Below are 22,890 nucleotides of genomic sequence, written 5' to 3'. Positions count from 1 at the left end.
TGAATTGAAAGACGGTAGATTTTGATGATCAGCAAGGCATCCATCGTGTTCAGGAAGTGGGTCCATGACCTTGTCCCTTCACAGACTGCTTTCCAAGATCATCAGAAATGGCACTCTCATCGTCCGCGGCTCGGGCGGGGAAACCTATTACGGCAGCGGCGGCGGACGGACCGTTGCAATCCGCTTTACCGATGAAGCGGCCGAAAAGGCGCTGGTTTCCGACCCGCAACTGCAGCTCGGCGAACTCTATATGGACGGCCGGATCATCGTCGAACAGGGCGACATCTACGAGTTCCTGGCGCTCATCAAGGACAACACGCTGAAGGAAGGACTGACTTTCCAGATCCTCATGCGCAGCCTTGGCAGAATCATCGCATCGCAGTTTCGCAATCGTGTCCCGATCAACCACAACCGCCGCAACGTCGCCCACCATTACGATCTCGACGAACGGTTGTTCGCGCTGTTTCTGGACGAGGACTGGCAATATTCCTGCGCCTATTTCAACCCACCCGGTATTTCGCTGGATGAGGCCCAGATCGCCAAGAAGCGTCATATCGTGGCAAAGCTTCTGGCAGAACCCGGGCACAAAGCCCTGGAGATCGGCTCCGGATGGGGCGGCATGGCGATGTATCTGGCGGAATCGTCCGGCGTCGACGTAACCGGCATCACGCTTTCCACCGAACAGCTGAAGATTTCCAAAGAGCGTGCGGCACGACGCGGGCTTGCGGGCAGTGTACGCTTCGAGCTGCAGGACTATTATCACCTTCCCGCCGACCAGCGCTACGACCGGATCGTCTCGGTGGGCATGTTCGAGCATGTGGGACGGCTGAACTACCGAAAGTTCTTCAACAAGGTCACCGACGTGCTGTCCGACGACGGCGTGATGGTGCTGCACTCGATCGGCCAGCCCTACCCGGCGGTCTATAACAATCCCTGGATGGACAAATACATCTTTCCGGGTGGCTACATTCCCTCGCTTTCAGAAGTTCTGCCGGCGATCGAGAAAGCGGGACTTCTGGTTTCCGACATCGAGATCCTGCCGATGCACTACGCTTATACGCTGCGGCACTGGCGCGAGCGCTTCATGGCGAACCGGGACAAGGCAATCGCGCTCTATGACGAACGCTTTGCGAGAATGTGGGAGTTCTATCTGGCCGCGTCGGAAATGGCCTTCACGCATGAGGCCTTTCACATTTTCCAGATCCAGATCGTCAAGAAGCGGACAGCCGTACCGGACAATCGCGACTATATCTATGAGCGGGAGGCCGAGCTCTACGCATTCGAACAGGGCCGCATGCCGCTCGAGCAGATTGCAGGTTGAGGCTGGACGCGCTGAGCGGGGTCGATGGGGAAGATCATAGGCTGGAAGAGACGGCTCGCGGCGGGTCGCACCACCCTGTCCGGATCGTCCCGCTTGACGATTTCCACCACTGGGGGCATGACATCGGCCATGACCGAGAAACCAAATTCCGATCCTTTCGGCGGCCGCGTCTCAGACGCTCCATCCGACAATTTCGTCTATCAGGTGCTGCCGCGTGCCGCCTGGCCGTATGCGCAGCTGGCGCGCTGGGACCGGCCGATCGGCTGGCAGTTGCTGATGTGGCCGTGTTTCTGGTCGGCAGCGCTTGCCGCCAATGCGACGATGGACGAGGGCATGTTCCAGCCCTGGCAGCTGATCTCGCATCTGGTGCTGTTCTTCATCGGTGCCGTTGCGATGCGCGGCGCCGGCTGCACCTATAACGACCTGATCGACCACGAAATTGACAGTGAGGTGGCGCGCACCCGCTCGCGGCCACTTCCCTCCGGCCGGGTGTCCCGCTTCGAGGCGAAGGTGTTTCTGGCAGTTCAGGCGCTGGTCGGGCTTATCGTGTTGTTGCAGTTCAATACGTTTTCCATCCTGCTCGGCATCGCGTCGCTTCTGGTCGTCGCGATCTATCCGTTTGCCAAGCGGTTTACCGACTGGCCGCAGTTCTTTCTGGGACTGGCGTTTTCCTGGGGAGCGCTGATGGGCTGGGCCGGTGTGTTCGGCAGCCTCTCCTGGGCACCGATCTGGCTTTATGCGGCAGCCGTTGCCTGGACGATCGGTTATGACACGATCTATGCCCATCAAGACAAGGAGGACGACGCTCTGGTCGGCGTGCGCTCAACGGCAAGACTGTTCGGGGACAATACCAAGGCCTGGCTGATCGGGCTTTACGGTCTGACGCTTGTGTTTTTGCTGTTTGCCTATATCGCCGGCGACGCGGGCCTCTTTGCCTATGTCGGACTGATCGCCGCGACCGTCATGCTCGCCTGGCAGATCCTGATCATCGATATCGACAATCCCGACCAGTGTCTCAAACTGTTCAAGTTCAATACACAAGTCGGCGCCGTCCTGTTCGGCGGACTGATTTTGGGCCTCATATTGTAAACATGGAAAAGCCCGGCTGTTTGGCCGGGCTTCGCATTTTCGCGGGCGGTGGTTCTTAAGAGTACGTCTCTTAACGCCGCGCGATGATTTCCTTGCCTTCGATCTTCATGATAACACCGAGGCTGCCGGTTGCGCGGCGCACCAGGAAACGCGGGCGGCGCTCTGCGAAATAGGAATGGCGGCGGCGCGGCTTGGTCGTGGCGGTGCGAAGATCGCCGAGGTGGTTTTCCAGCGGACGGGCAATGCCATCGGCTTCGACCATCAGCATCGGAATGCGGAACGCATCCGACCAGCTGCGCCAGTCTGCAGCGATATCGCAGAGATCGTGGGCGACGAGAAGCGGGATGCAGAGATCCGGATCATCGTGATGCAGTTCAAGCGTGACAGTGACGTCGCCATCGCCATGATCGATGGCGCGGGCGGCCACACCCTTGAAGGCGCGGGCCGGGAGAGCGAAGGAAAGCGGCAGACCGCTTTCCGGAAGGATCTTGCGCAGAACAGCTCCGCGCTCGTCGATGGTGATTGTTACATCTCCTGACGTCTCGTTCATCGCATAGGTGACCTGCTGCGGGAAACGTGACGGATCGATCCTCAATGTCGACCCTGCCCAGACGGGCTTCAGAACGGTATTCGTCATCGGTTGTGCTACCCTTGTTTTACCTGAGAGCCGTTTCCGGTGTTTCCGGCTGCGTATCTCTGCGGGACTTATGTCCTCTGATAGGCTCACAATAAGCGGCTGCTGTTCGAGACTGCTTAAAAATCGCGGTTAAGGAAAACCTGCCGTTTTGAATGGTTAGCGAAACCAGATATGCTTTAAGTTTCCGAAGGATGAACGGGATGTCTCGCGTCCCCGATCGGGACGGATCCGACCCTCGCCGCGAGACGGTCGATCTCGATATGGGAAAACACCTCGATCCCTGCGGAGGCGAGCAGCGCTGCGGTGACGCCGTTGCCGGCGTGCTTTCTTCCGGAAAACGACCCGTCATAGATCAAGCCCGAACCGCAGGACGGGCTGCCGTCGATCAGCAGCGCATGGGTGCAACCGTTTTGGCTCGCAAAATCCAGCGCCCGGCGGGCACCGGCCACAAACTCCGCCGTCACGTCGCCGCCGGTGATTTCCAGCACGCGGGCGCGGCCGGCAAGCACGTCCTCGCCCGTCATGCCATTCTCGATCTCGGCTGGCGGACGCGGCACGCTCATGCCGCCCGCGAGCTCCGGACAGATCGTCACCAGACGCCCCTCCTCCCGCCACCGCTCGATCGCCGGATGAACGAGCGGCTTGCCCGTGCCATCATAACGGACGGCATGGCCGAGAAGGCAGGCGCTGATTAGGATCATCGGCTGCTTCATGCGGATGGATCGAGATGGCGGAGGGCGTCGGTCATTTCGTGCAGCATGGGGACGAAGTCTGCGAAGGGTTCGCCGAGGGTGATCTGCACGGGCTTGTTCATGGGCTTTGTCCTATCGGCTCCACGCTATGAGGATAGCACGGAGCCGATGGAGAACAAAGGTTAGGACACGATGCGGGAGAAGTCCGCAACGGTGGCTGTCGCCTCGCGGATCGCCTTCAGGAGAGCGAGGCGGTTGGCGCGGATCGCTGCATCCTCGTCATTGACGAGCACGTCCCCGAAGAACGTATCGACCGGAGCGCGCAGCTTCGACAGGGCTTCCATGGCCGAGCGGAAATCTTCCTTGGCAACCGCGTCCGACGCTTCCTTCGAGGCTTGCGAAATCGCTGCCCAGAGCGCCTTTTCGGCATCGAGCGTCAGGAGAGCTTCCGAAACGCCATTGGCAACGACGGTACCCTTCTTCTCCTCTGCGGCCAGCAGCTGGGTGGCGCGCTTGGTGCCGGCAAGCAGGTTCTTACCGTCCTCGGAGGTGATGAAGGCGGTCAGCGCTTCCGCACGACGGGCCACGAGCAGCAGATCGTCAGCGTCCGGCGTCAGCACCGCATCGATGATGTCATGACGGGCGCCGAGATCGCGCAGATAGACTTTGAGGCGGTCGTGGAAGAAGGAGAGGAGATCTGAATCCTTGGTGACCGCAAGCAACGGCAACCGCACCTTCCGCTCCAGCAAAATCCGCACGACACCCAGCGCTGCACGGCGCAGCGCATAGGGGTCCTTGGAGCCGGTCGGCTTTTCGTCGATGGCCCAGAAGCCGACGAGCGTATCCAGCTTGTCGGCGAGCGCCAGCGTCAGGCCGACCTTGTCTTCCGGCAGGCGGTCGGAGGGGCCGTTCGGCTTCCAGTGGTCCTCGATGGCGGCGGCGACCGATGCATCCTCGCCCTGCAGCACGGCGTAGCGGCGGCCCATCAGGCCCTGCAATTCCGGGAACTCGCCGACGGCTTCGGTGCGCAGGTCCGCCTTGGCGAGCACGGCGGCACGATCGACCAGAACCGGATCGGCACCGGTGATCGGCGCCAGTTCCTTTGCCAGTGCGCGGATGCGGGTGACGCGTTCGCCCTGGCTGCCGAGCTTGGCGTGGAAGGTGACGTTGAGCGCATCGAGCTTGGCCATGCGCTGGTCGAGCGGCTTCTTGAGATCGAGGCCGAATTTCTCAGCCGAGGCTTCGAGCGTCGCGAGATCAGGCAGGTCGCCCTGGTCGCGGGTCCAGAAATGGCGAGCGTCGGAAAGGCGCGCGCGCACGACCTTGCCGTTGCCGTGGACGATTTCCTTGCCGCCATCCTTCGCCTCGATATTCGAGATCAGGACGAAATGGTTGGAAAGGCTGCCATCATCCACACCCTGACGACGGGTGACGAAGCATTTCTGGTTTGTCTTGATGGTGAGACGGATGATCTCGGCCGGGATTTCCAGATAGTCCTCCTCGAACGTGCCGAGCAGCACATGCGGCCATTCGACGAGGCCGGAGACTTCCTCCAGCAGGCCTTCGTCCTCGACCAGGTCGAGACCGTTGGCAAACGCGATGTCACGCGCATCGTGCAGGATCATGTCCTTGCGGCGGTCCGCATCGAGCATGACCTTCGCCTTTTCGAGGTTCGACACATAATCGTCGAAACGGCGCACTGTGATGGCCTCAGGCGCGTGGAAGCGGTGGCCATAGGTGACGTTGCCGGCGGTGATGCCGTCGATCTGGAACGGGATGACCTTGGTTTCTTCATGCTCGGTGCCGAACATGCAGACGATCGACTGCAGCGGCCGCACCCAGCGCAGGCTTTCAGGCCCCTTGCCCTCGATGCCGGCAAAGCTCAAACCCTTCGGCATGGAGGCGGCACCCCAGCGCATGGATTTCGGCCAGGGGAAGGAGCGGATGATGCCGGGCATAACAGCTTCGATGATCTCTTCCGCCGCACGGCCGGACTTGGAGACGACGGCCACGTAGAAATCGCCCTTTTTCGGATCGCTGGCGACTTGGGCTTGCGAGATATCGGCAAGGCCTGCCTTGCGCAGGAAGCCGGCGATCGCCTGTTCCGGCGCCTTGGTGGATGGGCCCTTGATCTCCTCGCGCTGATCGGCCGAGCGCGCGTTGAGACCGCGGATATCCAGGGTGAGGCGCCGCGGCGTCCAGTATTCGCGAACGCCCTCATAGGTCAGGCCCGCATCCACCAGCGCATCGGTAACGAGTTTCCTCAGATCGCCGGCAGCCTTGCGCTGCATGCGGGCCGGAATTTCCTCGGAGCGGAGTTCTAGGAGCAGATCGGGCATGGTTTCATGTCTTTGCGCTGGAAAATAACGTCGCGGCGGACTTAGCAAGCCCGCCGGCAAAAGTCATCACTTGGGTTGGTGAAAGTCTGTCGATGCTTAGGCAGCACTCATGACGGGGATCGCCGCGATCTCATCCTTCTTTGCCGCAATCTCGATCTTCAGGTCGTAGCTGATCTGCAGGTTCATCCAGAATTCGGGCGTCGTATTGAAGAAGCGCGCGAGCCTGAGGGCCGTATCTGGCGTCACTGCCGTCTGCTCTGCGGCCAGGCGCTCAATCCGTGTGCGGGGAACGTTGAGTTTCTTAGACAGCGCACTGGCGCTCATCCGCAAGGGAACGAGATATTCCTCGCGGAGGATTTCACCCGGATGCACCGGTGGAAGGACACTTGCCATGACTGTTCTCCCTCAATGATAATCGACGATCTAGACCTGTTCGGCGCCGCCATCCGACCACGTAAAGCACACGCGCCACTGATCGTTGATGCGGATCGAATGCTGGCCCGAGCGATCTCCCCTCAAGGCTTCCAGGTGATTACCCGGTGGCGAGCGAAGGTCGATGAGTTCCACGGCGTTCTCGATCATGGTCAGCTTTCGAACAGCGCGCCGCAAAATATCTGACGGAAATCCTTTCGGCAGTTTGCCGTTGGCGACCGCTTCGGTCATCGCATTGCCGAAGGATCGTATCACGTCGCAGACCTTTCTGTATCATGCCATGATACAATCATCAACGGGTCGCGCTTACCAGCCGCCTCCCCCGCCTCCACCGCCGCCGCCGCCCGAGGAGCCGCCGGTGGAGAAGCCTGAGGATGAGGAGGATGTGGGTTGTGGCAGGGTCGAGGATATGGTCGAGGCCATGGAGGAGGAGAAGCCGCCGATGCGGTCTCCGAAACTGTTGAAGCCGCCGCCGTGATACCAGGCGGCGGTGTAGGCGGCGCCGAGACCGGCTGCCGCAAGCCAGGTGTCGAATGCCTGGCTCCACGGCTTTTCGACGCCGAGCGCTACCGCATAGGGCAGAAGCTTTTCGAAATGCTGCGGCGACATTTCCGGTGCGCCGGCCATGTTCATGCGGTCCTTCTCGGCGACGGTCAGATAGAGGCGCAGGCCTTCGATCCCGTCCATCAGCTTGGCGCCGATCGGTGTCGGCGCGCCCATCAGGAAGAAGAACATGACGTTGGCGAGCACGATGCCGCCGACCGATACGAGCAGCGGCCAGTGATCGGTGCCCGTGAGTTCGGAAACGAGCGCCACCAGAACGGAGGAGACGATCGAGAGCGCGACGAGGCCGATAAAGCCGAGCACGACTACGGTCATGATGCGGCCAAACAGCGACGAGCCGCGCCGTAGCTTCTTGCCGAAGCCGACCGCGATGAAGCCGAAGAAGACAGCCACGGAGACCGGCACGATCAGCACGGCGATCATGTCCGGCTCCAGATTGCCGAACACAAGCAGGGCTATGAGAAAGACGACGCTGAGGCCGATGCCGCCGAGCACATAGCCCCAGTTGGCGTTGTAATATTTGCCGCGATGTTCGCGTTCGATCGCCTGCCGGAAATTCTTGCCGACGGTCTGCACAGTGGTGCCGTTGTTCTTGTCGATGACGAAGCTTTCACCCTTGCCGCCGACTGCCGAGAGAATGACGGACTGCCCGGCGGGCAGATCGCGGCCGCTGCTCTTATCGGTGCGCCTGATGACGATCTGCCTCGAGAGATCATCGAGCACGACATAGCCCTTGACGGCAAGATCGATGGCGCTCGCGGCAAAGGCGGTCCAGCCGCCGCCGGAAAAGCCCTTGTTGTCGATATAGTTGACCAGCGCCGGAGACAGGCCATCGGGCGCATCCCAGCGCGGAACGACGATGCCGCGGGCCGGATCGCGGCCGACGCGTTTCCAGACGGCGAAGTAATAGGCCAGCACGATGACGAGACCGGCGCCGGCGATCAGCGTGCCCATATGATCGCGCAGCCACCAGCTGCGTTCCTGATCCTTTGAGGGTACGGCCACGACGCCCTTCGGAAAGCCGGCAACGATCGTCAGCCCTTCCTGCGGTCCGAGCGGTCGCGTCGTCGAGAAGACAGCACTGTCGCCGTTTGCCTGCATGCGGGCATTGCGGGCGGTCGAGCCGAGCGGGCCGGTAAAGGCCGCCGTCTGCTGCACCTGCCCGCCATCCGGCAGCGTGACCCTGGCCGAGGCCTGGGCGATGCGGAAATCCCAGCCGTTGCCGGTGACGTTCCAGTAGAGTTCGTCGTGATCGTCAAAGTAGCGGATCTGCCGGTCTGTCCTGTAGGTGAGCACGAATGTATGCTCGCCATCACGCAGGAAAACGTCCTGGTCTCCGGAATAGATGCGGATGCCGCCGGCGATGGTCTCGGTCCGGTAGGGTTCATTGCGGCCATCGCGGGTGACGGAGACGATATCGAAGCCGACCCGAACCGTGCGTCCCTCGGCATCCACCATGGTCAGCGGAAAGTCGCGGAAGATGCCGCGGCGGATGCGGTTGCCTTCCGACTTGGCGATAATCGTCTCGGTCACCTTAAGCTCGCCATCCGGTGCGATTGCGATTTCGGAATGGTAGCTGCGGATATACTCTTCGGCAGCGGCCGGAAGCCATGCCGCGCAGAAAAGCACAACAGCAAGAACAAGGCGCCGAACCATCAGCCGGCTCCGATCAGAATTTCACGGTGGGAACGGCGCGATCGGCTTCGTTGGTGATCTCGAAGTATTCGCGTTTGGAGAAGCCGAACTGGCCGGCAACAAGGTTGTTAGGAAAGGTTTCCACCTTGACGTTCAGTTCGCGCGCAGCACCGTTGTAATAGCGGCGCGACATCTGGATCTCGCTTTCGATGGTTTCGAGCGATGCCTGCAGTTCGGAGAAATTCTGGTTGGCCTTGAGATCCGGATAGGCTTCGGCCAGCGCAAACAGTTTTCCGAGCGCCTGGGAAAGCATGCCTTCGGCCTGGGCACGGCCCGCGACGTCGCCGGCCGGCACCGCCTGTGCCTGGTTGCGCAGCCGCACGACCTCTTCGGACGTGCCCTTTTCATGGGCGGCGTAGCCCTTGACGGTCTCGATCAGGTTAGGGATCAGGTCGGCGCGGCGCTTCAGCTGCACGTCGATGCCGGACCAGGCTTCCTCCGCCATCTGTCGCGCCTTGACGAGGCCGTTATAGATTATGACGAGATAGACAGCCACGAGGGCAAGAATGCCGAGCGCGATATACATGACGAGAACTCCCCCGGATAATAATAGCCGGGCGGAGACTAAGTCGGGTTCAATGAATTGTCACTGGAAATCGGTGGGTTAGCCCGGAAACGCTCTAGGCAGCTTCCCGGCCGAGTTTGGCACCACCGGCATCCGTCAGCAGGAAGGCTTCGCCGCAGGCCTTGGCCAGTGTGCGCACCCGCAGGATATAGCTCTGGCGTTCGGTGACCGAAATCACGCCGCGGGCATCCAGCAGGTTGAACACGTGGGATGCCTTGATGCACTGGTCATAGGCCGGGAAGACGCATTTGTGCAGCATCTGGTTCGCCTGATCGCCCGGCGCGCCGAAGGCGAGCAGCGCCTGGCATTCCTTTTCGGCATCGATGAAGTGCCGGTGCAGCATTTCGGTGTTGGCGAATTCGAAGTTGTGGCGGGAATATTCCTGCTCGGCCTGCAGGAAGACATCGCCGTAGGAGATCTTCTCTTCGCCTTCGCGGCCGTTGAAATTCAGGTCATAGACGTTGTCGACGCCCTGGACATACATCGCCAATCGCTCGAGACCATAGGTCAGCTCGCCAGCGACCGGCGAGCATTCGATGCCGCAGACCTGCTGGAAGTATGTGAACTGCGAGACTTCCATGCCGTCGCACCAGCATTCCCAGCCGAGACCCCAGGCGCCGAGCGTCGGGCTTTCCCAGTCGTCCTCGACAAAGCGCACGTCATGCAGAAGCGGATCGAGACCGATCGCGGCAAGCGAGCCCAAATAGAGTTCCTGCAGGTTGGACGGGTTCGGCTTCAGGATGACCTGATACTGGTAATAGTGCTGCAACCGGTTGGGATTTTCGCCGTAGCGGCCATCGGACGGTCGACGCGACGGCTGCACATAGGCGGCCTTCCACGGCTTCGGACCGAGCGCGCGCAGCGTGGTGGCCGGATGGAACGTGCCGGCACCGACTTCCATGTCGTATGGCTGCAGGACCGCACATCCCTTGTCAGCCCAATAGGCATGCAAGGTCAGGATCAGCGCCTGGAACGAGCGCTTCGGGTTCATGTGATCTGGCAGGGTCGTGGCGGTCATGGGACTGGTCGCTGTTTGCTTATTTCCGGTGGCGTCAGGTGCCACGGGCGGGACTGGGGGTCAAGAGTTTTGCGGCATTCGCCCGGCTGCGGCCGCCGTTGCGAACCGCGACTCTGTCGGGCCAAACGTCACTTGATCAATCGCAATTCACGCAGGGGCAGGTCACCGATGGTTCAAAGCACCGTTCGGATAAATCCCTGATTTTATTGCCAAGTATAGAACGACCTGGACCGGACCGGGCGTCGGAACGTTTCATTTTTCTTAAGTAAACTATGCTAAATTTCAACAAATCCGCACAATAGGACGATTGAAATGGTAACAATTCGTACCAAGATGATCTTTACGAGCCTTGCGATGTTCGTGCTTGCGGGCGGTGCTGCCGGAGCCGGGATTTGGGGTTCGACGACGCTGACGAACAATGTCGATACCGTCGCGCGTACCGCCGAGATTTTGCGCAATCACATGCAGGCCGACATGATGCACGACGCCCTGCGCGCCGATGTTCTTTCGGCGCTGATGGCACGCAATGCCCAAGGCGAGATCTCCACCGCTGACGTCAGCTCGGATCTGAAAGAGCATGTCGAGTCGTTCCGCAAGGCAATCGACGACAACAAGGCTCTGGTGACCGATCCCGAGATACAGGCTGTTCTTAAAAACCTGGATACGCCTCTGCGCGGTTACATCGACAATGCCAGCGCCATTGTCGCGCAGGCAGCGAGCAACCCGGATCAAGCACTGTTGTCGCTGCCTGCATTCCAGCAGCAATTCTCGATCCTCGAAACCGCTATGGAAAAAGCAGGCGATAGCATCTCGTCGCTGTCCGACGGCGTCAAGCTCAACAGCGACCGGCTGGCGGTTCTGATCGACACGATCCTCAAGACTGTGCTGGCCGCAACGGCCGTATCGGCGCTTGTCCTGCTGTTCGTATCGCGAAAGACAATCATTCAGCCGATCCGCTTTCTTGCAGGCGACATGCAGAAGCTGGTCGGAGGCAACACGGCGCTGTCCATCACGGGGATCAATCGCACCGACGAAATCGGCGAGATGGCGACGGCTGTCGAGGTGTTCCGGCAGGCAGCGATCACCAACAAGCGACTGGAAGCGGAGGCGATTGCCGCGCGTGAGCGCAACGAAGCCGATCGCATCCGGGTGACCAGGGAAGCAGAAGCGGCAGCCCGCGTGATGCTGCACGAGGCAACCTCCAGCCTGGCGGGCGGGCTGCGAAAGCTCGCGGCAGGCGATCTCAGCTTTCATCTCTCGGACGCTTTCGCACCTGATTTTGAAGCGCTGCGGCACGACCTGAACACAGCCGTACACCAGCTTGACCAGACGCTGACCACCGTCGCACAGGCGGCAGGCTCTATCGACACCGGCACCCGCGAAATCAGCATCAGTTCGGACGACCTGTCGAAACGCACGGAACAGCAGGCCGCCTCGCTTGAAGAAACCGCTGCGGCGCTCGACCAGATCACCATCAATGTCGCCAACGCCTCCAAGCGCGCCGACGAAGCCCGCGCGATCGCGATCCAGGCCAATGCCAGCGCCACCCAGTCCGGCATCGTCGTTGCCAGTGCGGTCGATGCGATGCAGCGGATTGAGGAGTCCTCGGGACAGATCTCCAGCATCATCGGCGTCATCGACGAGATCGCCTTTCAGACCAACCTTTTGGCGCTCAATGCGGGCGTCGAGGCCGCACGCGCCGGTGAGGCCGGCAAGGGCTTTGCGGTGGTCGCACAGGAAGTCCGCGAGCTGGCGCAGCGCTCTGCTCGGGCCGCCAAGGAGATCAAGGAACTGATCCGGAATTCGACGACAGAGGTCGAGAGCGGTGTGAAACTGGTGCGGGAAACCGGCGGCTCCCTGAAGGTGATCGGCGACTACATCATCACCATCAACCAGCATATGGACGCGATCGCAACGTCGTCGCGCGAGCAGTCGGTCGGTCTTGCCGAGGTCAATACAGCCGTCAACCAGATGGACCAGGTGACGCAGCGCAATGCAGCGATGGTGGAGGAAACCAGTGCCGCCAGCGCCTCATTGGCCACCGAAAGCCACCGCCTGCACGAGCTGATCTCACAGTTCACACTCGGCCGGCCCGCTGCCAGCCAGCATGACAAGACACGCCGGGCCGCCTGATCATCGGAGCCAGGAACTACCAACGCAAAAGCAGCGCCCGGGAACGGACGCTGCTTTTTTTCTATGTGGAGCGCCAACCTCCCTCATTCCTGTGCTCGTCAGGGGATAGAGGGAGGCGTGGATGCCGGAATGAACGAAAGCGCGAGTAGAGGATGGAGCAACGTGGCAAGCGGGTGACGCGGCCATGAGCGCGATATCAAAGTGTATGTCTTCAAACCGTATCGACAGCGACTACTCGCCGGCGACAGCCTGATCAGACGTCGTCGTCGCGCTTGACCCGGTATTCGCCCGTCACCGGATCCTTTTCCAGCGTTCCCATGGCACCGGTGCGTTGCTGCTCTTCCTCGCGGCGCGTGCGCGCCGTGAGCCGTTCCGCGTCCTTGATGAAGCGCTTGTAGAGCATCCATCCGCCGCCGATCAGCAGGGCCAGAAGTATGAGCTGAGCCATTTCCCGTCGAAACCTTATAAGGCGGGCATATCAGAGCCCGAAGCGGCTCCACATTGCCCGTTCTTCCAGGCCTTCGGCAAGACCTGCCGTGGCGCCTGAGGCAATTTCCCCCAGATTGGCGGATCCTAGCGCAACGCCCGGCACCCGGCGACCGAACAGGGTCCGCGTGCCGCCGATCAGCTCCAGCTTGGCATCCTTGCCGAAACGGCGCTTGATCACATCGCGCATCTCGCCCAGCCCATCGATGAGGCCGAGTTCGAGGCCACGGGTACCAGTCCAGAAGAGCCCGGAGAAAATCGTGCTATCTTCGCCAAGCCGTGACCCGCGGCGCGATTTCACCATGTCGATGAAGACCCGGTGGATCTCGAGCTGCAGCGTCTTCAGGTACTCGATGTCGCCTTCCTTTTCCGGCTGGAACGGATCAAGGATCACCTTGTTCTCGCCGGCCGTATAGACGCGGCGTTCGACGCCGATCTTCTTCAGCATTTCCGGGAAGCCGAAACCACCAGACACGACGCCGATCGAGCCGACGATCGAGGTCGGATCGGCAAAGATTTCGTCGCCGGCAAGGGCAATCATGTAGCCGCCGGACGCTGCCACATCTTCCACGAAGATCAGAACCTTCTTGTCCTTTTCCTCGGCGAGAGCCCGGATGCGCTGGTAGATCAGCCGCGACTGGACAGGCGAGCCGCCCGGCGAATTGATGGAGATGGCAACGACCGGCGCATCCTTCTTTGCGAAGGCCTTTTCCAGCATCGGCGCCACGGTTGCGATGTTGAGCGTCTGCTTGAACTGGCTGCCGCCCGCCATGATCGTGCCATGCAGTCGGACCACCGGGATCGACAAACCGGTCTTGCGGAAACGTTTTGGCAGCAGGCGATTCAAGAAGCTCATCATCCATCCTGTTCAAGCATATATCGGAAGCCTGGATGTATGTTCTCGAAGGGCGAACACAATGGCTGAGCCTCTAAAAACGGGGTTTTACCGCCGTCTTCGGTGATAGGCGGTGCGGCCGTTGTTCAAATCGTCCGCCTGCGACATGAAGGAATTGCCATCCGCTCCATGCACGATCAGCGGCGCGCGGAACACCAGCCGCGCTCTCGATCCCTTGACGCCGGTTACCAGAATGCGGGTCGCATCCTCGCCCGGGCGGGGGTGGACCGGGGTTATTTCAAGCCCGCCGAAGCGCTTGCCGCAGGCCTCGATGATATCGACGATGGAATCCGGACGGGCGATCAGCGACAATTGCCCGCCGGGTTTCATGATGGCGGCGGCCGTGCGCAGCCAGTTTTCGAACAGGCCAGCGGTCATTGCATGCGCTTCGGCCTTCAAGGCATCCGGCGTTATGCGGTCGTCGGCGTGGTTGAAGGGCGGGTTCATGATCACATGGTCGTGCACGCCGTCGTGCAATCCCGAGTCGACCCGGGCCTTGCCCGTGAGCGTCACATCGGCGCCGAGAACCGTGATACGATCAGACAGGAAAGCATTTTCCGGCAAAGCCAGCGTTCGCCGCGCATACTCGGCCATCAACGGCAATTTCTCGACCAGAACGATGCGGGCGTTTTCGAGCCGGCTCGCGACCGCTAGTCCTGCGGCACCGGCGCCGGATCCGAGATCGGCAACCGAAACGGACCGTTCGTCCGCCACAAGCGAGGCGAGCAGCATCGCATCCACGCCGGACCGGTGGCCGCCGCCCTTCGGCTGCACCAGATGGAAGCGGCCGCGGTGAAACGCATCGATGGTGAAGTCCGACGAAAGATCCTGCGGGATGCCGGCGGACGTGGTCACGGGCGAAGCTCCGCCTCCAGGCCGGCATCGATCAGGATGCGGCGGGCTTCATCGCCCCTCTCCTCCTCGACAAGGAAGCGTTTTGACAGCATGCCGAGCGAGCCTTCGAGCACGCTCATGGACTGGTCCGCAACCATGAAATGAATGCCCGCATCCTTCATCAGGCTGCTCGCAACAGACAGAAGCACCGGGTCGTTGGCGCGAATGAGTTCCCGCATGCGGCAAAAATCCCCCTCAAAAACGGCAGGTCAGCGAATTGTCACTTGCCGCATCCTGCCACGCTTTCTATTGTCCAAGCCGGAACTTAATTTAGGAGTCCGGTCGTTGGGCGTCGTAATACCGCTTGAAGAAGGCAAAAACAAATCTGCTTCCGTGAAGCCCCTGGTGGACCTCACGAGAGGAGACATGGAGCGGGTCAACCAGCTGATCCTGTCGAAGGCAGGCTCCGACGTGCAAATGATCCCGGAAGTTGCCAACCACCTGATCTCGTCGGGCGGAAAGCGGCTTCGGCCGATGCTGACGCTCGCGTCTGCGGTGCTGTTCGGCTACAAGGGCGAAGGCCATGTGAAGCTCGCGACCAGCGTCGAATTCATGCATACGGCAACGCTGCTGCATGACGATGTGGTGGACGAAAGCGATCTGCGCCGCGGCAAATCCACCGCACGGATGATCTGGGGCAACCAGGCCAGTGTTCTCGTCGGCGACTTTCTGCTCGGCCAGTCCTTCAAGATGATGGTCGAAGTCGGATCGCTTGAAGCGCTGGACGTTCTGGCAACCGCGGCTTCCGTGATTGCGGAAGGCGAAGTGCTTCAGCTTTCCGTTGCCAAGAACATGGAAACCACCGAGGACGACTATCTCTCCGTCATTCGCGCCAAGACGGCGGCGTTGTTTGCGGCGGCGGCGGAAGTCGGCCCGATCATCGCCAATGCCGACAAGGCCGGGCGTTCCGCAATGCGCTCCTACGGCATGAACCTTGGCTACGCTTTCCAGCTGGTCGATGACGCGCTCGATTACGGCGGCACCGCTGCCGATCTCGGCAAGAATGTCGGCGACGATTTCCGCGAGGGAAAGATCACGCTCCCGGTCATCCTTGCCTACCGGCGTGGCACCGAAACGGAGCGGGCATTCTGGAAGACGGCGATCGAACATGGCGAAAGCAGCGAGGAAAATCTTGAAAAGGCGCTGGGCCTGATCAAGAAATACGACGCACTGAACGACACGATCGGTCGGGCCCTGCATTACGGCACGATTGCCCGCGATGCGCTGGCGCCGCTGCCGGCATCGCCGCTCAAATCCGCGATGCTCGAGGTGATCGACTTCTCCATCCAGCGCGTGAACTGACGCTCCCTCGGTCGCGTTGACGAAGGTGTGACCGTTCCTGCCCGGCATCCGCTCTCTGCGATGCCGGAGAATTCCTTGCGGACATGCTTCAAAAAAGCCATTCTGTCATGACTCAATTGGCGCGGGATGGTGGCGATTTGCCACCGTCAAAGCGTCGCCTGCTCAAGGCCCACCACGAAAGGCATTCTTTTTATGCGGCAGAAATACAGCCTCCGTCTGCTTTCCAGCGCAGCGCTCGCAGCCGTTCTCATGCTCGCCGGTGCAGCGCAAGCGGCGACGCCAGAGGCGAAGCCGGCCGCCGCGGAGAGCGTGAAATTTGATGCCAGCGACGCGCAGTCGTTTTCGGGCGCGTTCCTCGCTGCCCGCACCGCCGATGTCGACCATGATTATGCGAACGCGATTGCGCTCTATCGCAAGGCGCTTTCCTTTGATGCGGCCAACCTTGAAATCCGCGAACGCCTGATGATTTCGCTGTTTCTGAGCGGCGATTTCGAAGGCGGCTTGAGCGAAGCGGAGAGGCTGAAGGACGATGCCGGGGTCGAGCGCATCACCCGCATCGTGCGGGGGCTGGACGCGATCCGCGACAAGCGCTTCGATGCCGCCAAGAAGACGCTTGCCTATACCGGCCCGAACGATCTTGACCGGCTGACCCACCAGATGATGATGGCGTGGGCGGATGTCGGCGCAGGCCGCGGCCGTCAGGCGATCTCGACTATTGCCGGCCTCAAGGGGCCCGACTGGTTCAAGGTGTTTACGGACTATCATCTTGGCGCCATGGCGCTGGTTTCCGGCGACACGGCCAGTGCACGCAAATATCTGACCACCGCCATTACCAACCAGGAAGCGGTTGCGACAGCGCCCGATACGTTCATGCGCGCCATCATGGCGCTTGCCCGTCTTGAAGCCGCTGCCGGCAACAAGCAGAAGGCGCTCGACGCGATTTCGGTCGGCGACCAGATGATCAGCAACTATGCGCCACTGAAGGCGCTTCGCCAGAGCATTGAAAAGGGCGAGAAGCCCGAGCAGCAGATCACCAACGCTGCCGAAGGCGCGGCCGGCGTGCTGTTTTCGATCGGCGGCGCGCTGAACCGCCAGGGTGCCGAGGATATGGTCGGTCTCTACCTGCAGATCTCCCATGCCATGGACCCGAAGAGCGCCGATACGCTGATCCTGCTTGGCGGCATTGCCGAGAAGATGGAGCAGCCGCAACGCGCCATCGAGCTTTATGCAAAGGTGCCGGCCGACAGCCCGATGCGCCGAATTTCCGAACTGCAGCTGGGCATCACCCTGTCCGATACCGGCAAGGTCGACGAGGCAAAGAGCCATCTCAAGGCGCTGATCGATTCGGATCCGGCCGACATCCGCAGCTATATCGCCTATGGCAGCGTGCTTTCCGAAGCCAAAGACTACAAGGCGATGGCCGCCAATTACGACAAGGCTGTCGAAATGATCGGCTCCGTGCCGAAGCCGGGCGACTGGACCGTGTTCTTCCAGCGCGGCATTTCCTATGAACGCCTGAAGCAGTTCGACAAGGCCGAGCCGAATTTCCGTCGGGCCCTGGAGCTTAACCCTGAGCAGCCGCAGGTTCTGAATTATCTCGGCTATTCGCTTGTCGACCTCAACCTCAACCTTGCCGAAGGCCTCGACATGATCCGCAAGGCAGTCGATGCGCGGCCGGACGATGGCTATATCGTCGATTCGCTGGGATGGGCCTATTTCCGCCTCGGCAAGTTCGATGAAGCCGTGACCGAACTGGAACGCGCGGTACAATTGCGGGCCGGCGATGCGACGATCAACGACCATCTGGGCGATGCCTACTGGCGTGTCGGCCGCAAGCTGGAAGCGGTCTACCAGTGGAACCGGACGCTGATCTCCGAAGGCGAGGACGTCAACAAGGAAATGGTCAAGGAAAAGATCGCCAACGGCCTGCCGCCGCTCGATCCGAACGCGACGACGGCCGATCGCGGCCAGGCAGCACCAGTGCCGCCTGCCCCGCCGGCACCTGCCACTCCCGACAAGAAATCCTGATAAAGCGGGCTTTCCAGCATGACCATATCCGATACGCAAGACGCCACAGACGTGGCCCTGACAGAACTTGCGCCTGCGAAGATCAATCTTGGCCTGCATGTCGTGGGGCTTCGCTATGACGGGTTCCACCTGCTGGAAAGCGTCGTCACCTTCGCCGATCTGGGTGACGAGCTGACCTTCACGCTCTCGGAAGCGGATGAGTTTTCCGTTTCCGGCCGCTTTGCGTCCGAGCTTTCAAATGACGAGGCGGGCCAGGCTGGCAATCTCGTGATCAAGGCGCGCGATCTCTTTCGCCAGCAGCTGGTTTCCAACGGCTTTCCGGCGCCTCCCGTTTCGATCCACCTCGAGAAGAAACTACCGATCGCGGCCGGGATCGGAGGCGGGTCGGCCGATGCGGCGGCCACGCTTCGCGGCCTTTTCCGGCTGTGGAATGCGGAGATACCGGAAGCAGCCCTTCTGGCGCTTGGCCTTTCGCTGGGGGCCGACGTGCCCATGTGCCTGACGGGGGCTGCCGTTCTGGCCGAGGGCATCGGCGAAAGGCTTGAACCGCTGCCGACCATGCCGTCCCTTTCCCTCGTGCTCGCCAACCCGCTGATCAGCGTCTCGACGCCTGAGATTTTCAAGCTACTGGTCGACAAGGAAAACGAGGCCCTGCCGCCGACGCCGACCGACGCAGACGGCTGGCTGCCTTACCTCAAAACGCTTCGCAACGACCTGGAGCCGCCGGCTCGCGCGCTCATCCCCGAGATCGAGGAACTCTCCGCGATGATCGCAGCGCAAGGTGCCGAGCTGGTGCGCATGTCCGGATCCGGAGCGACCTGTTTCGGTGTGTTCCCTTCGAAGACAGACGCGGAAGCCGCCGCGCAGGCGCTGACCGCCCTGAAGCCGGACTGGTATTTCGAAGCGGTCGAAACCGTCGGAGCAAAGCCATGAGCAAGATCGCCGAAACGCGCGAGTTCATTCCTATTTCGATCGCGGTACTGACCGTGTCGGATACCCGGACTATGGTGGACGACAAATCTGGCGATACGCTGGTTGCCCGTATCGCGGAGGCCGGTCACAGGCTTGGGGCACGCGCCATCGTGCCCGACGACAAGGAGCGGATCGCCGGCCAAGTGCGCGAATGGACGCTCGACCCTGAGATCGACGTGGTCATCACCACCGGAGGAACCGGCTTTACCGGCCGCGACGTGACGCCGGAAGCGCTGGCGCCGCTGTTCGACAAGAAGATGGACGGGTTTTCCGAGGTGTTTCACCGGATTTCCTACGACAAGATCGGTACTTCGACGATCCAGTCGCGGGCCACCGGCGGCGTTGCCAATGCGACCTTCATCTTCGTGCTGCCCGGCTCTCCCGGTGCCTGCAAGGATGCGTGGGACGGCATATTGAAAGCGCAGCTGGACTACCGCCACATGCCCTGCAACTTCATCGAGATTATGCCGCGGCTGGACGAGCACCTGCGGCGCGGTTCGGGCAAGTAACGGCCTGATCTACCGCGCGGACGCTGCGACCCAGGCGGGGATCATTTCGCTCGCCAGTCTCGACGGCTTTGCGGCGGTCTTTACAGCCTTGGCTATACCCTCAAGACCCATGCCGGGCTTTGCGAGAGCGACGGCCTCGCGCTTGGGCAGGATCAGCCCCTGCTCGAGCGGCGGGACTGAACGGACGATCCTTGTGAGGAACGGCTTGCGGTAGGTTCGCGAAGGCGAGAACCTGGCCGGCTGACGGTTGAGCGCCAGATATTCCATCACCTCGTCGATCCAGCCGGCCTGGAGACGCGCTCCGGGCTCCAGCAGAAGCAGCCATTCGGCGCGCGCCTTGTGCAAGATATCGACGATATCCCAGGAGCTGTGGAAACGACAGCCGGCGGCATCCGCGACACGGGAGGACCCGTCGCGCGAGTTGTGATCGAGCACCACGACATCGCTGACCAACCCCTCCACCGCGGCGGAAACAAGGACGGACAACGTCTGCGCGAGCTCGGCTTCCTGATCCCGGCATTCCAACAAAACAGTCAGCATTTTCAATGTCTAGCGCATTGTACAACGGATTGCCACAAATCCTTTGCGAGTTTGTTCTTGCATTGTTCTCAATGTCGCGATAGGAATCTTGTCATTCGAGAACGGGAATTTTTCCCGTCAGGAGTGCCCCATGAACGAGCTGTCCCATTTGCGGCAGGACGCATTCGCGCCTGCTCATACGGCTGATATTGCCGATGCATTGGTGAAGACCTCCGGCCTCCGGATCGAGGGGGATCGCCGGCGCGGTCGTGGCGCCGGACTGAACCCTTCAGGACGTTTCGAGACGGAGCGTCGCGAGGCTTTCGACGACGGCTGGCAGACGATCGAGGAACTGGAACCGTTCAGGACCGAGGTGCAGGTGGAAAAGCCACGTACCGCGATTACCCGAAACGATTCTCCCGACATTCCCTTCGACCGCTCAATCAACCCGTACCGCGGCTGCGAGCATGGCTGCATCTACTGTTTCGCGCGGCCGAGCCACAGTTTCATGGGGCTTTCGCCGGGGCTGGACTTTGAATCGAAGCTGTTTGCCAAACCCGACGTGCCGAAACTTCTGGAGCGCGAACTGAGCAGGGCCGATTACAAGGTCCGGGCGATTGCGATCGGCACCAATACCGATCCCTACCAGCCGATCGAACGGGAATGGCGCGTCATGCGCCAGATCCTGGAGGTACTGCAGAAGGCCAACCATCCCGTAACAATCGTCACCAAATCGTCGCTGGTCACCCGCGACATCGACATTCTTTCCGACATGGCGTCGAAGGGCCTTGCCAAGGTCGCGATATCGCTAACCACCCTCGACCGCAAGCTTGCCCGCAGCATGGAGCCGCGCGCGTCGACGCCCGCCAAACGGCTCGAGGCGATCAAAGCGCTCTCGGACGCTGGCATACCGACAGCTGTGTTCACCTCGCCGATCATTCCGGCGCTGAACGACCACGAGATCGAGCGGCTCCTGGAAGCGGGGCACGCTGCCGGCGCAACGGAGGCGAGTTACGTGCTCTTACGTCTGCCGCTGGAAGTGGCGCCGCTGTTCCGCGACTGGCTGCTGCAGCATTACCCGAACCGCTACCGGCATGTGATGTCGCTCGTTCGTTCGATGCGGGACGGCAAGGATTACGACGCGGAGTTCGGCAAGCGGATGAAGGGCACCGGCCCTTATGCCTGGCAGATCGGGCGGCGCTTCGAGCTGGCGACCAAACGGCTCGGCATGACGCGCCGGGGTATGCCGCTGCGCGACGACCTGTTCCTGCGCCCGGATGGGGCTGGCGTCCAGCTGTCGCTGCTTTGAATTCTATTCGCAGGAGCTCCGTCGCCCCTGCGAAACTGCCTGATGACGTCTCGCAGGGTACAGCGGATATCATTCAGGTCGATTAATTTCTAATTTCGGCACGGTCCCCGCATATTACCTGCCGAAAGACCCCCGGTCCCACCATCATCCCGAAAGGGCGCCCCCGATGGTGGGCAACGACGCCGCACTCGTTGTCCGGGGGTTGCCGGAGGTCGGGCGGGCGTGCGAAACTGCCGCCATGTTGCTTCGCACGCCGCCCGATTCTCCGACATTGTTTGAAGAGACGCCATTCGTTCCAGATTTCAGCCTGGAGCTGATGGCGCGGGATGCCGGACATTGGCCGGTGGCTGGCACCGACGAAGCAGGCCGCGGTCCCTTGGCGGGTCCGGTTGTGGCAGCCGCCGTGATTCTCGATCCCGACAACATTCCACCCGGTCTCGACGATTCCAAGAAGCTCAGCCTGAAGCAGCGGGAAGCGCTGTTTGCGATGATCATGGCGACGGCGCATGTGTCGATTGCATCGTCTGGTCCGCGCCTCATCGACGAGCGCAACATCCTGCGCGCCAGTCTCGACGCCATGCGGCGTGCGGTGATCGGACTGAATATCAAGCCGGCCTATCTCCTCACCGATGGCCGCGACATGCCGCCTGGGCTCGCCTGCCCCGGCAAGGCCGTGATCAAGGGCGATAGCCGCTCTGTCTCCATCGCCGCGGCCTCGATCGTGGCGAAAGTCACCCGCGACCGGATGATGGGTCGCGCCTGCACCGTTTTTCCGGCCTATGGCTTTGCCAAGCATGTCGGATACGCCACCAAACAGCACCGCGACGGCATCATCACCCACGGCCCCTGCCCGCTCCACCGGATGAGCTTTCGTCCGATGCGGAAAGATCCGCTGCCGGAAGACGATCTCGCCGATCTCCAGGCCTCGGACATTACCCTCACCCCATAACGCAAAAGGCCAAGCTTTCGCCCGGCCTTTTCTTAATTCATGTCTCTGAAGCTTAGTTCAGGCGCGTTTGAACGGTACCGACGGCGTCCCTGAACAGGGCTTCCTGCGTTGCGGCATCGGCCTTGCGGGCGATGACGCTTTCGGCGGCAGCGATGGCGAGGTCGACGGCGGCAGCGCGAACGGCGCTCACGGCATCTGCTTCCGCCTGCTTGATCTTCTGCTCGGAAACGGCGTTGCGGCGAGCGACGAATTCTTCCGTCTTCTGGCGGGCTTCTTCCGTCAGGGCAGCGGCTTCGCGTTCGGCGGATGCGACGATGCTGGCAGCGTCGGCTTCGGCCTGCTTGCGCTTCTTCTGGTATTCAGCCAGCAGCGCCTGGGCTTCTTCGCGAAGCTTCTTGGCTTCGTCGAGTTCGCTGCGGATGTTGGCGGCGCGTTCGTCGAGCGACTTTGCCATCATGCCCGGCACCTTGATGTAGATCAGGATGCCGAGGAAAATGACGAGACCAACGAGTGCGAAAAATGTTGCGTCGAATGCCATGCGA

23 protein-coding genes are annotated in these 22,890 nt (G+C 61.3%); 9 read left to right on the top strand and 14 right to left on the bottom strand.

The genetic code is table 11. The features are described 5' to 3' along the window. Positions 1–64: 64 nt before the first annotated feature. Both ACQY1P_RS08720 and ubiA read left to right on the top strand, forming a co-directional pair. Complete coding sequence (locus ACQY1P_RS08720; protein WP_062579380.1) at positions 65–1,321, top strand: SAM-dependent methyltransferase; 1,257 nt, start codon at positions 65–67, stop codon at positions 1,319–1,321. Between the two features lie 129 nt (positions 1,322–1,450). Further along, entirely contained in the window at positions 1,451–2,410 is a 960-nt protein-coding gene (ubiA, locus tag ACQY1P_RS08715; protein ID WP_430256108.1) for a 4-hydroxybenzoate octaprenyltransferase, read from the top strand. Between the two features lie 70 nt (positions 2,411–2,480). Here the strand turns inward: ubiA and ACQY1P_RS08710 are convergent, their stop codons facing one another. The 8 genes from ACQY1P_RS08710 to ACQY1P_RS08675 all read right to left on the bottom strand — a co-directional run bounded on the left by ACQY1P_RS08710 (position 2,481) and on the right by ACQY1P_RS08675 (position 10,325). Continuing rightward, positions 2,481–3,047 (bottom strand): DUF6101 family protein, encoded by a 567-nt coding sequence (locus ACQY1P_RS08710; RefSeq protein ID WP_062579378.1) that lies wholly within the window; start codon positions 3,045–3,047, stop codon positions 2,481–2,483. A 176-nt stretch (positions 3,048–3,223) separates the two neighbouring features. Then, entirely contained in the window at positions 3,224–3,760 is a 537-nt protein-coding gene (locus tag ACQY1P_RS08705) for a DUF523 domain-containing protein (protein ID WP_430256106.1), read from the bottom strand. A gap of 161 nt (positions 3,761–3,921) precedes the next feature. Beyond that, positions 3,922–6,078: a glycine--tRNA ligase subunit beta gene (gene glyS, locus ACQY1P_RS08700; RefSeq protein WP_325261673.1), complete on the bottom strand. Its 2,157-nt coding sequence runs from the start codon at positions 6,076–6,078 to the stop codon at positions 3,922–3,924. Positions 6,079–6,174: 96 nt separating this feature from the next. Continuing rightward, on the bottom strand, positions 6,175–6,471 hold the full coding sequence (locus tag ACQY1P_RS08695; RefSeq protein ID WP_062579372.1) for a HigA family addiction module antitoxin: 297 nt from the start codon (positions 6,469–6,471) through the stop codon (positions 6,175–6,177). A gap of 30 nt (positions 6,472–6,501) precedes the next feature. Then, entirely contained in the window at positions 6,502–6,765 is a 264-nt protein-coding gene (locus ACQY1P_RS08690; protein WP_325261676.1) for a type II toxin-antitoxin system RelE/ParE family toxin, read from the bottom strand. A 51-nt stretch (positions 6,766–6,816) separates the two neighbouring features. Continuing rightward, on the bottom strand, positions 6,817–8,730 hold the full coding sequence (locus ACQY1P_RS08685) for a DUF2207 domain-containing protein (RefSeq protein ID WP_325261677.1): 1,914 nt from the start codon (positions 8,728–8,730) through the stop codon (positions 6,817–6,819). Between the two features lie 13 nt (positions 8,731–8,743). Continuing rightward, a complete protein-coding gene (locus ACQY1P_RS08680; RefSeq protein WP_430256103.1) occupies positions 8,744–9,295 on the bottom strand; it encodes a LemA family protein in 552 nt (183 codons plus the stop codon). Between the two features lie 94 nt (positions 9,296–9,389). Then, positions 9,390–10,325 (bottom strand): glycine--tRNA ligase subunit alpha, encoded by a 936-nt coding sequence (locus tag ACQY1P_RS08675; protein WP_062454837.1) that lies wholly within the window; start codon positions 10,323–10,325, stop codon positions 9,390–9,392. A gap of 339 nt (positions 10,326–10,664) precedes the next feature. Here ACQY1P_RS08675 and ACQY1P_RS08670 point away from each other — a divergent pair, with 339 nt between their 5' ends. Further along, complete coding sequence (locus tag ACQY1P_RS08670) at positions 10,665–12,485, top strand: methyl-accepting chemotaxis protein (RefSeq protein WP_325261680.1); 1,821 nt, start codon at positions 10,665–10,667, stop codon at positions 12,483–12,485. Between the two features lie 253 nt (positions 12,486–12,738). Here the strand turns inward: ACQY1P_RS08670 and ACQY1P_RS08665 are convergent, their stop codons facing one another. The 4 genes from ACQY1P_RS08665 to ACQY1P_RS08650 all read right to left on the bottom strand — a co-directional run bounded on the left by ACQY1P_RS08665 (position 12,739) and on the right by ACQY1P_RS08650 (position 14,939). Then, positions 12,739–12,933 carry a hypothetical protein gene (locus tag ACQY1P_RS08665; RefSeq protein ID WP_062453677.1) on the bottom strand — a complete coding sequence of 65 codons (195 nt, stop codon included), beginning with the start codon at positions 12,931–12,933 and terminating at the stop codon, positions 12,739–12,741. 30 nt (positions 12,934–12,963) lie between these two features. After that, positions 12,964–13,830 carry a S49 family peptidase gene (locus ACQY1P_RS08660; protein ID WP_348635206.1) on the bottom strand — a complete coding sequence of 289 codons (867 nt, stop codon included), beginning with the start codon at positions 13,828–13,830 and terminating at the stop codon, positions 12,964–12,966. Between the two features lie 84 nt (positions 13,831–13,914). Then, positions 13,915–14,721 (bottom strand): tRNA1(Val) (adenine(37)-N6)-methyltransferase, encoded by an 807-nt coding sequence (locus ACQY1P_RS08655; RefSeq protein WP_430256100.1) that lies wholly within the window; start codon positions 14,719–14,721, stop codon positions 13,915–13,917. After that, the gene (locus tag ACQY1P_RS08650) at positions 14,718–14,939 is read right to left on the bottom strand and encodes a DUF2007 domain-containing protein (protein WP_062453679.1); all 222 of its coding nucleotides are present in this window, start codon (positions 14,937–14,939) and stop codon (positions 14,718–14,720) included. The genes ACQY1P_RS08655 and ACQY1P_RS08650 overlap by 4 nt, the downstream gene beginning before the upstream one ends. Positions 14,940–15,045: 106 nt before the next feature. Here ACQY1P_RS08650 and ACQY1P_RS08645 point away from each other — a divergent pair, with 106 nt between their 5' ends. The 4 genes from ACQY1P_RS08645 (at position 15,046) to moaB (ending at position 19,571) form a co-directional block, all read left to right on the top strand. After that, positions 15,046–16,062 (top strand): polyprenyl synthetase family protein, encoded by a 1,017-nt coding sequence (locus ACQY1P_RS08645; RefSeq protein WP_430256098.1) that lies wholly within the window; start codon positions 15,046–15,048, stop codon positions 16,060–16,062. A 192-nt stretch (positions 16,063–16,254) separates the two neighbouring features. After that, the gene (locus tag ACQY1P_RS08640; RefSeq protein WP_062453681.1) at positions 16,255–18,090 is read left to right on the top strand and encodes a tetratricopeptide repeat protein; all 1,836 of its coding nucleotides are present in this window, start codon (positions 16,255–16,257) and stop codon (positions 18,088–18,090) included. An 18-nt stretch (positions 18,091–18,108) separates the two neighbouring features. Further along, on the top strand, positions 18,109–19,023 hold the full coding sequence (locus tag ACQY1P_RS08635; RefSeq protein WP_430256096.1) for a 4-(cytidine 5'-diphospho)-2-C-methyl-D-erythritol kinase: 915 nt from the start codon (positions 18,109–18,111) through the stop codon (positions 19,021–19,023). Next, the gene (moaB, locus tag ACQY1P_RS08630) at positions 19,020–19,571 is read left to right on the top strand and encodes a molybdenum cofactor biosynthesis protein B (protein ID WP_430256094.1); all 552 of its coding nucleotides are present in this window, start codon (positions 19,020–19,022) and stop codon (positions 19,569–19,571) included. The genes ACQY1P_RS08635 and moaB overlap by 4 nt, the downstream gene beginning before the upstream one ends. A 9-nt stretch (positions 19,572–19,580) precedes the next feature. On the opposite strand, the gene ACQY1P_RS08625 is transcribed toward moaB, so the two are convergent. Then, entirely contained in the window at positions 19,581–20,111 is a 531-nt protein-coding gene (locus ACQY1P_RS08625) for a glycosyl transferase (RefSeq protein WP_113109568.1), read from the bottom strand. Between the two features lie 130 nt (positions 20,112–20,241). Between ACQY1P_RS08625 and ACQY1P_RS08620 the strand changes: the two genes are divergently transcribed. Both ACQY1P_RS08620 and ACQY1P_RS08615 read left to right on the top strand, forming a co-directional pair. Then, positions 20,242–21,399, top strand: a complete 1,158-nt coding sequence (locus tag ACQY1P_RS08620) for a PA0069 family radical SAM protein (RefSeq protein WP_430256092.1) — start codon at positions 20,242–20,244, stop codon at positions 21,397–21,399. A 238-nt stretch (positions 21,400–21,637) separates the two neighbouring features. Further along, the gene (locus tag ACQY1P_RS08615; RefSeq protein WP_430256678.1) at positions 21,638–22,348 is read left to right on the top strand and encodes a ribonuclease HII; all 711 of its coding nucleotides are present in this window, start codon (positions 21,638–21,640) and stop codon (positions 22,346–22,348) included. A gap of 52 nt (positions 22,349–22,400) precedes the next feature. Here ACQY1P_RS08615 and ACQY1P_RS08610 read toward each other — a convergent pair whose 3' ends face one another. Continuing rightward, entirely contained in the window at positions 22,401–22,886 is a 486-nt protein-coding gene (locus ACQY1P_RS08610) for a F0F1 ATP synthase subunit B (protein WP_062453686.1), read from the bottom strand. Positions 22,887–22,890 lie beyond the last annotated feature (4 nt).

Origin of the sequence: Neorhizobium sp. DAR64872/K0K18 (assembly GCF_050500175.1) — a bacterium.
GTDB classification, from domain to species: Bacteria; Pseudomonadota; Alphaproteobacteria; order Rhizobiales; family Rhizobiaceae; genus Neorhizobium; species Neorhizobium soli.
This window is presented reverse-complemented; position numbering and strand designations above follow the sequence as displayed.

What these genes read in the sequence shown, in the direction of transcription:
- ACQY1P_RS08720 (WP_062579380.1), top strand. Translation starts at nt 65, where the DNA reads ATGACCTTGTCCCTTCACAGACTGCTTTCCAAGATCATCAGAAATGGC.
- ubiA (WP_430256108.1), top strand. Translation starts at nt 1,451, where the DNA reads ATGACCGAGAAACCAAATTCCGATCCTTTCGGCGGCCGCGTCTCAGAC.
- ACQY1P_RS08710 (WP_062579378.1), bottom strand. Translation starts at nt 3,047, where the DNA reads ATGACGAATACCGTTCTGAAGCCCGTCTGGGCAGGGTCGACATTGAGG.
- ACQY1P_RS08705 (WP_430256106.1), bottom strand. Translation starts at nt 3,760, where the DNA reads ATGAAGCAGCCGATGATCCTAATCAGCGCCTGCCTTCTCGGCCATGCC.
- glyS (WP_325261673.1), bottom strand. Translation starts at nt 6,078, where the DNA reads ATGCCCGATCTGCTCCTAGAACTCCGCTCCGAGGAAATTCCGGCCCGC.
- ACQY1P_RS08695 (WP_062579372.1), bottom strand. Translation starts at nt 6,471, where the DNA reads ATGGCAAGTGTCCTTCCACCGGTGCATCCGGGTGAAATCCTCCGCGAG.
- ACQY1P_RS08685 (WP_325261677.1), bottom strand. Translation starts at nt 8,730, where the DNA reads ATGGTTCGGCGCCTTGTTCTTGCTGTTGTGCTTTTCTGCGCGGCATGG.
- ACQY1P_RS08680 (WP_430256103.1), bottom strand. Translation starts at nt 9,295, where the DNA reads ATGTATATCGCGCTCGGCATTCTTGCCCTCGTGGCTGTCTATCTCGTC.
- ACQY1P_RS08675 (WP_062454837.1), bottom strand. Translation starts at nt 10,325, where the DNA reads ATGAACCCGAAGCGCTCGTTCCAGGCGCTGATCCTGACCTTGCATGCC.
- ACQY1P_RS08670 (WP_325261680.1), top strand. Translation starts at nt 10,665, where the DNA reads ATGGTAACAATTCGTACCAAGATGATCTTTACGAGCCTTGCGATGTTC.
- ACQY1P_RS08665 (WP_062453677.1), bottom strand. Translation starts at nt 12,933, where the DNA reads ATGGCTCAGCTCATACTTCTGGCCCTGCTGATCGGCGGCGGATGGATG.
- ACQY1P_RS08660 (WP_348635206.1), bottom strand. Translation starts at nt 13,830, where the DNA reads ATGATGAGCTTCTTGAATCGCCTGCTGCCAAAACGTTTCCGCAAGACC.
- ACQY1P_RS08650 (WP_062453679.1), bottom strand. Translation starts at nt 14,939, where the DNA reads ATGCGGGAACTCATTCGCGCCAACGACCCGGTGCTTCTGTCTGTTGCG.
- ACQY1P_RS08640 (WP_062453681.1), top strand. Translation starts at nt 16,255, where the DNA reads ATGCGGCAGAAATACAGCCTCCGTCTGCTTTCCAGCGCAGCGCTCGCA.
- ACQY1P_RS08635 (WP_430256096.1), top strand. Translation starts at nt 18,109, where the DNA reads ATGACCATATCCGATACGCAAGACGCCACAGACGTGGCCCTGACAGAA.
- moaB (WP_430256094.1), top strand. Translation starts at nt 19,020, where the DNA reads ATGAGCAAGATCGCCGAAACGCGCGAGTTCATTCCTATTTCGATCGCG.
- ACQY1P_RS08625 (WP_113109568.1), bottom strand. Translation starts at nt 20,111, where the DNA reads ATGCTGACTGTTTTGTTGGAATGCCGGGATCAGGAAGCCGAGCTCGCG.
- ACQY1P_RS08620 (WP_430256092.1), top strand. Translation starts at nt 20,242, where the DNA reads ATGAACGAGCTGTCCCATTTGCGGCAGGACGCATTCGCGCCTGCTCAT.
- ACQY1P_RS08615 (WP_430256678.1), top strand. Translation starts at nt 21,638, where the DNA reads ATGTTGCTTCGCACGCCGCCCGATTCTCCGACATTGTTTGAAGAGACG.
- ACQY1P_RS08610 (WP_062453686.1), bottom strand. Translation starts at nt 22,886, where the DNA reads ATGGCATTCGACGCAACATTTTTCGCACTCGTTGGTCTCGTCATTTTC.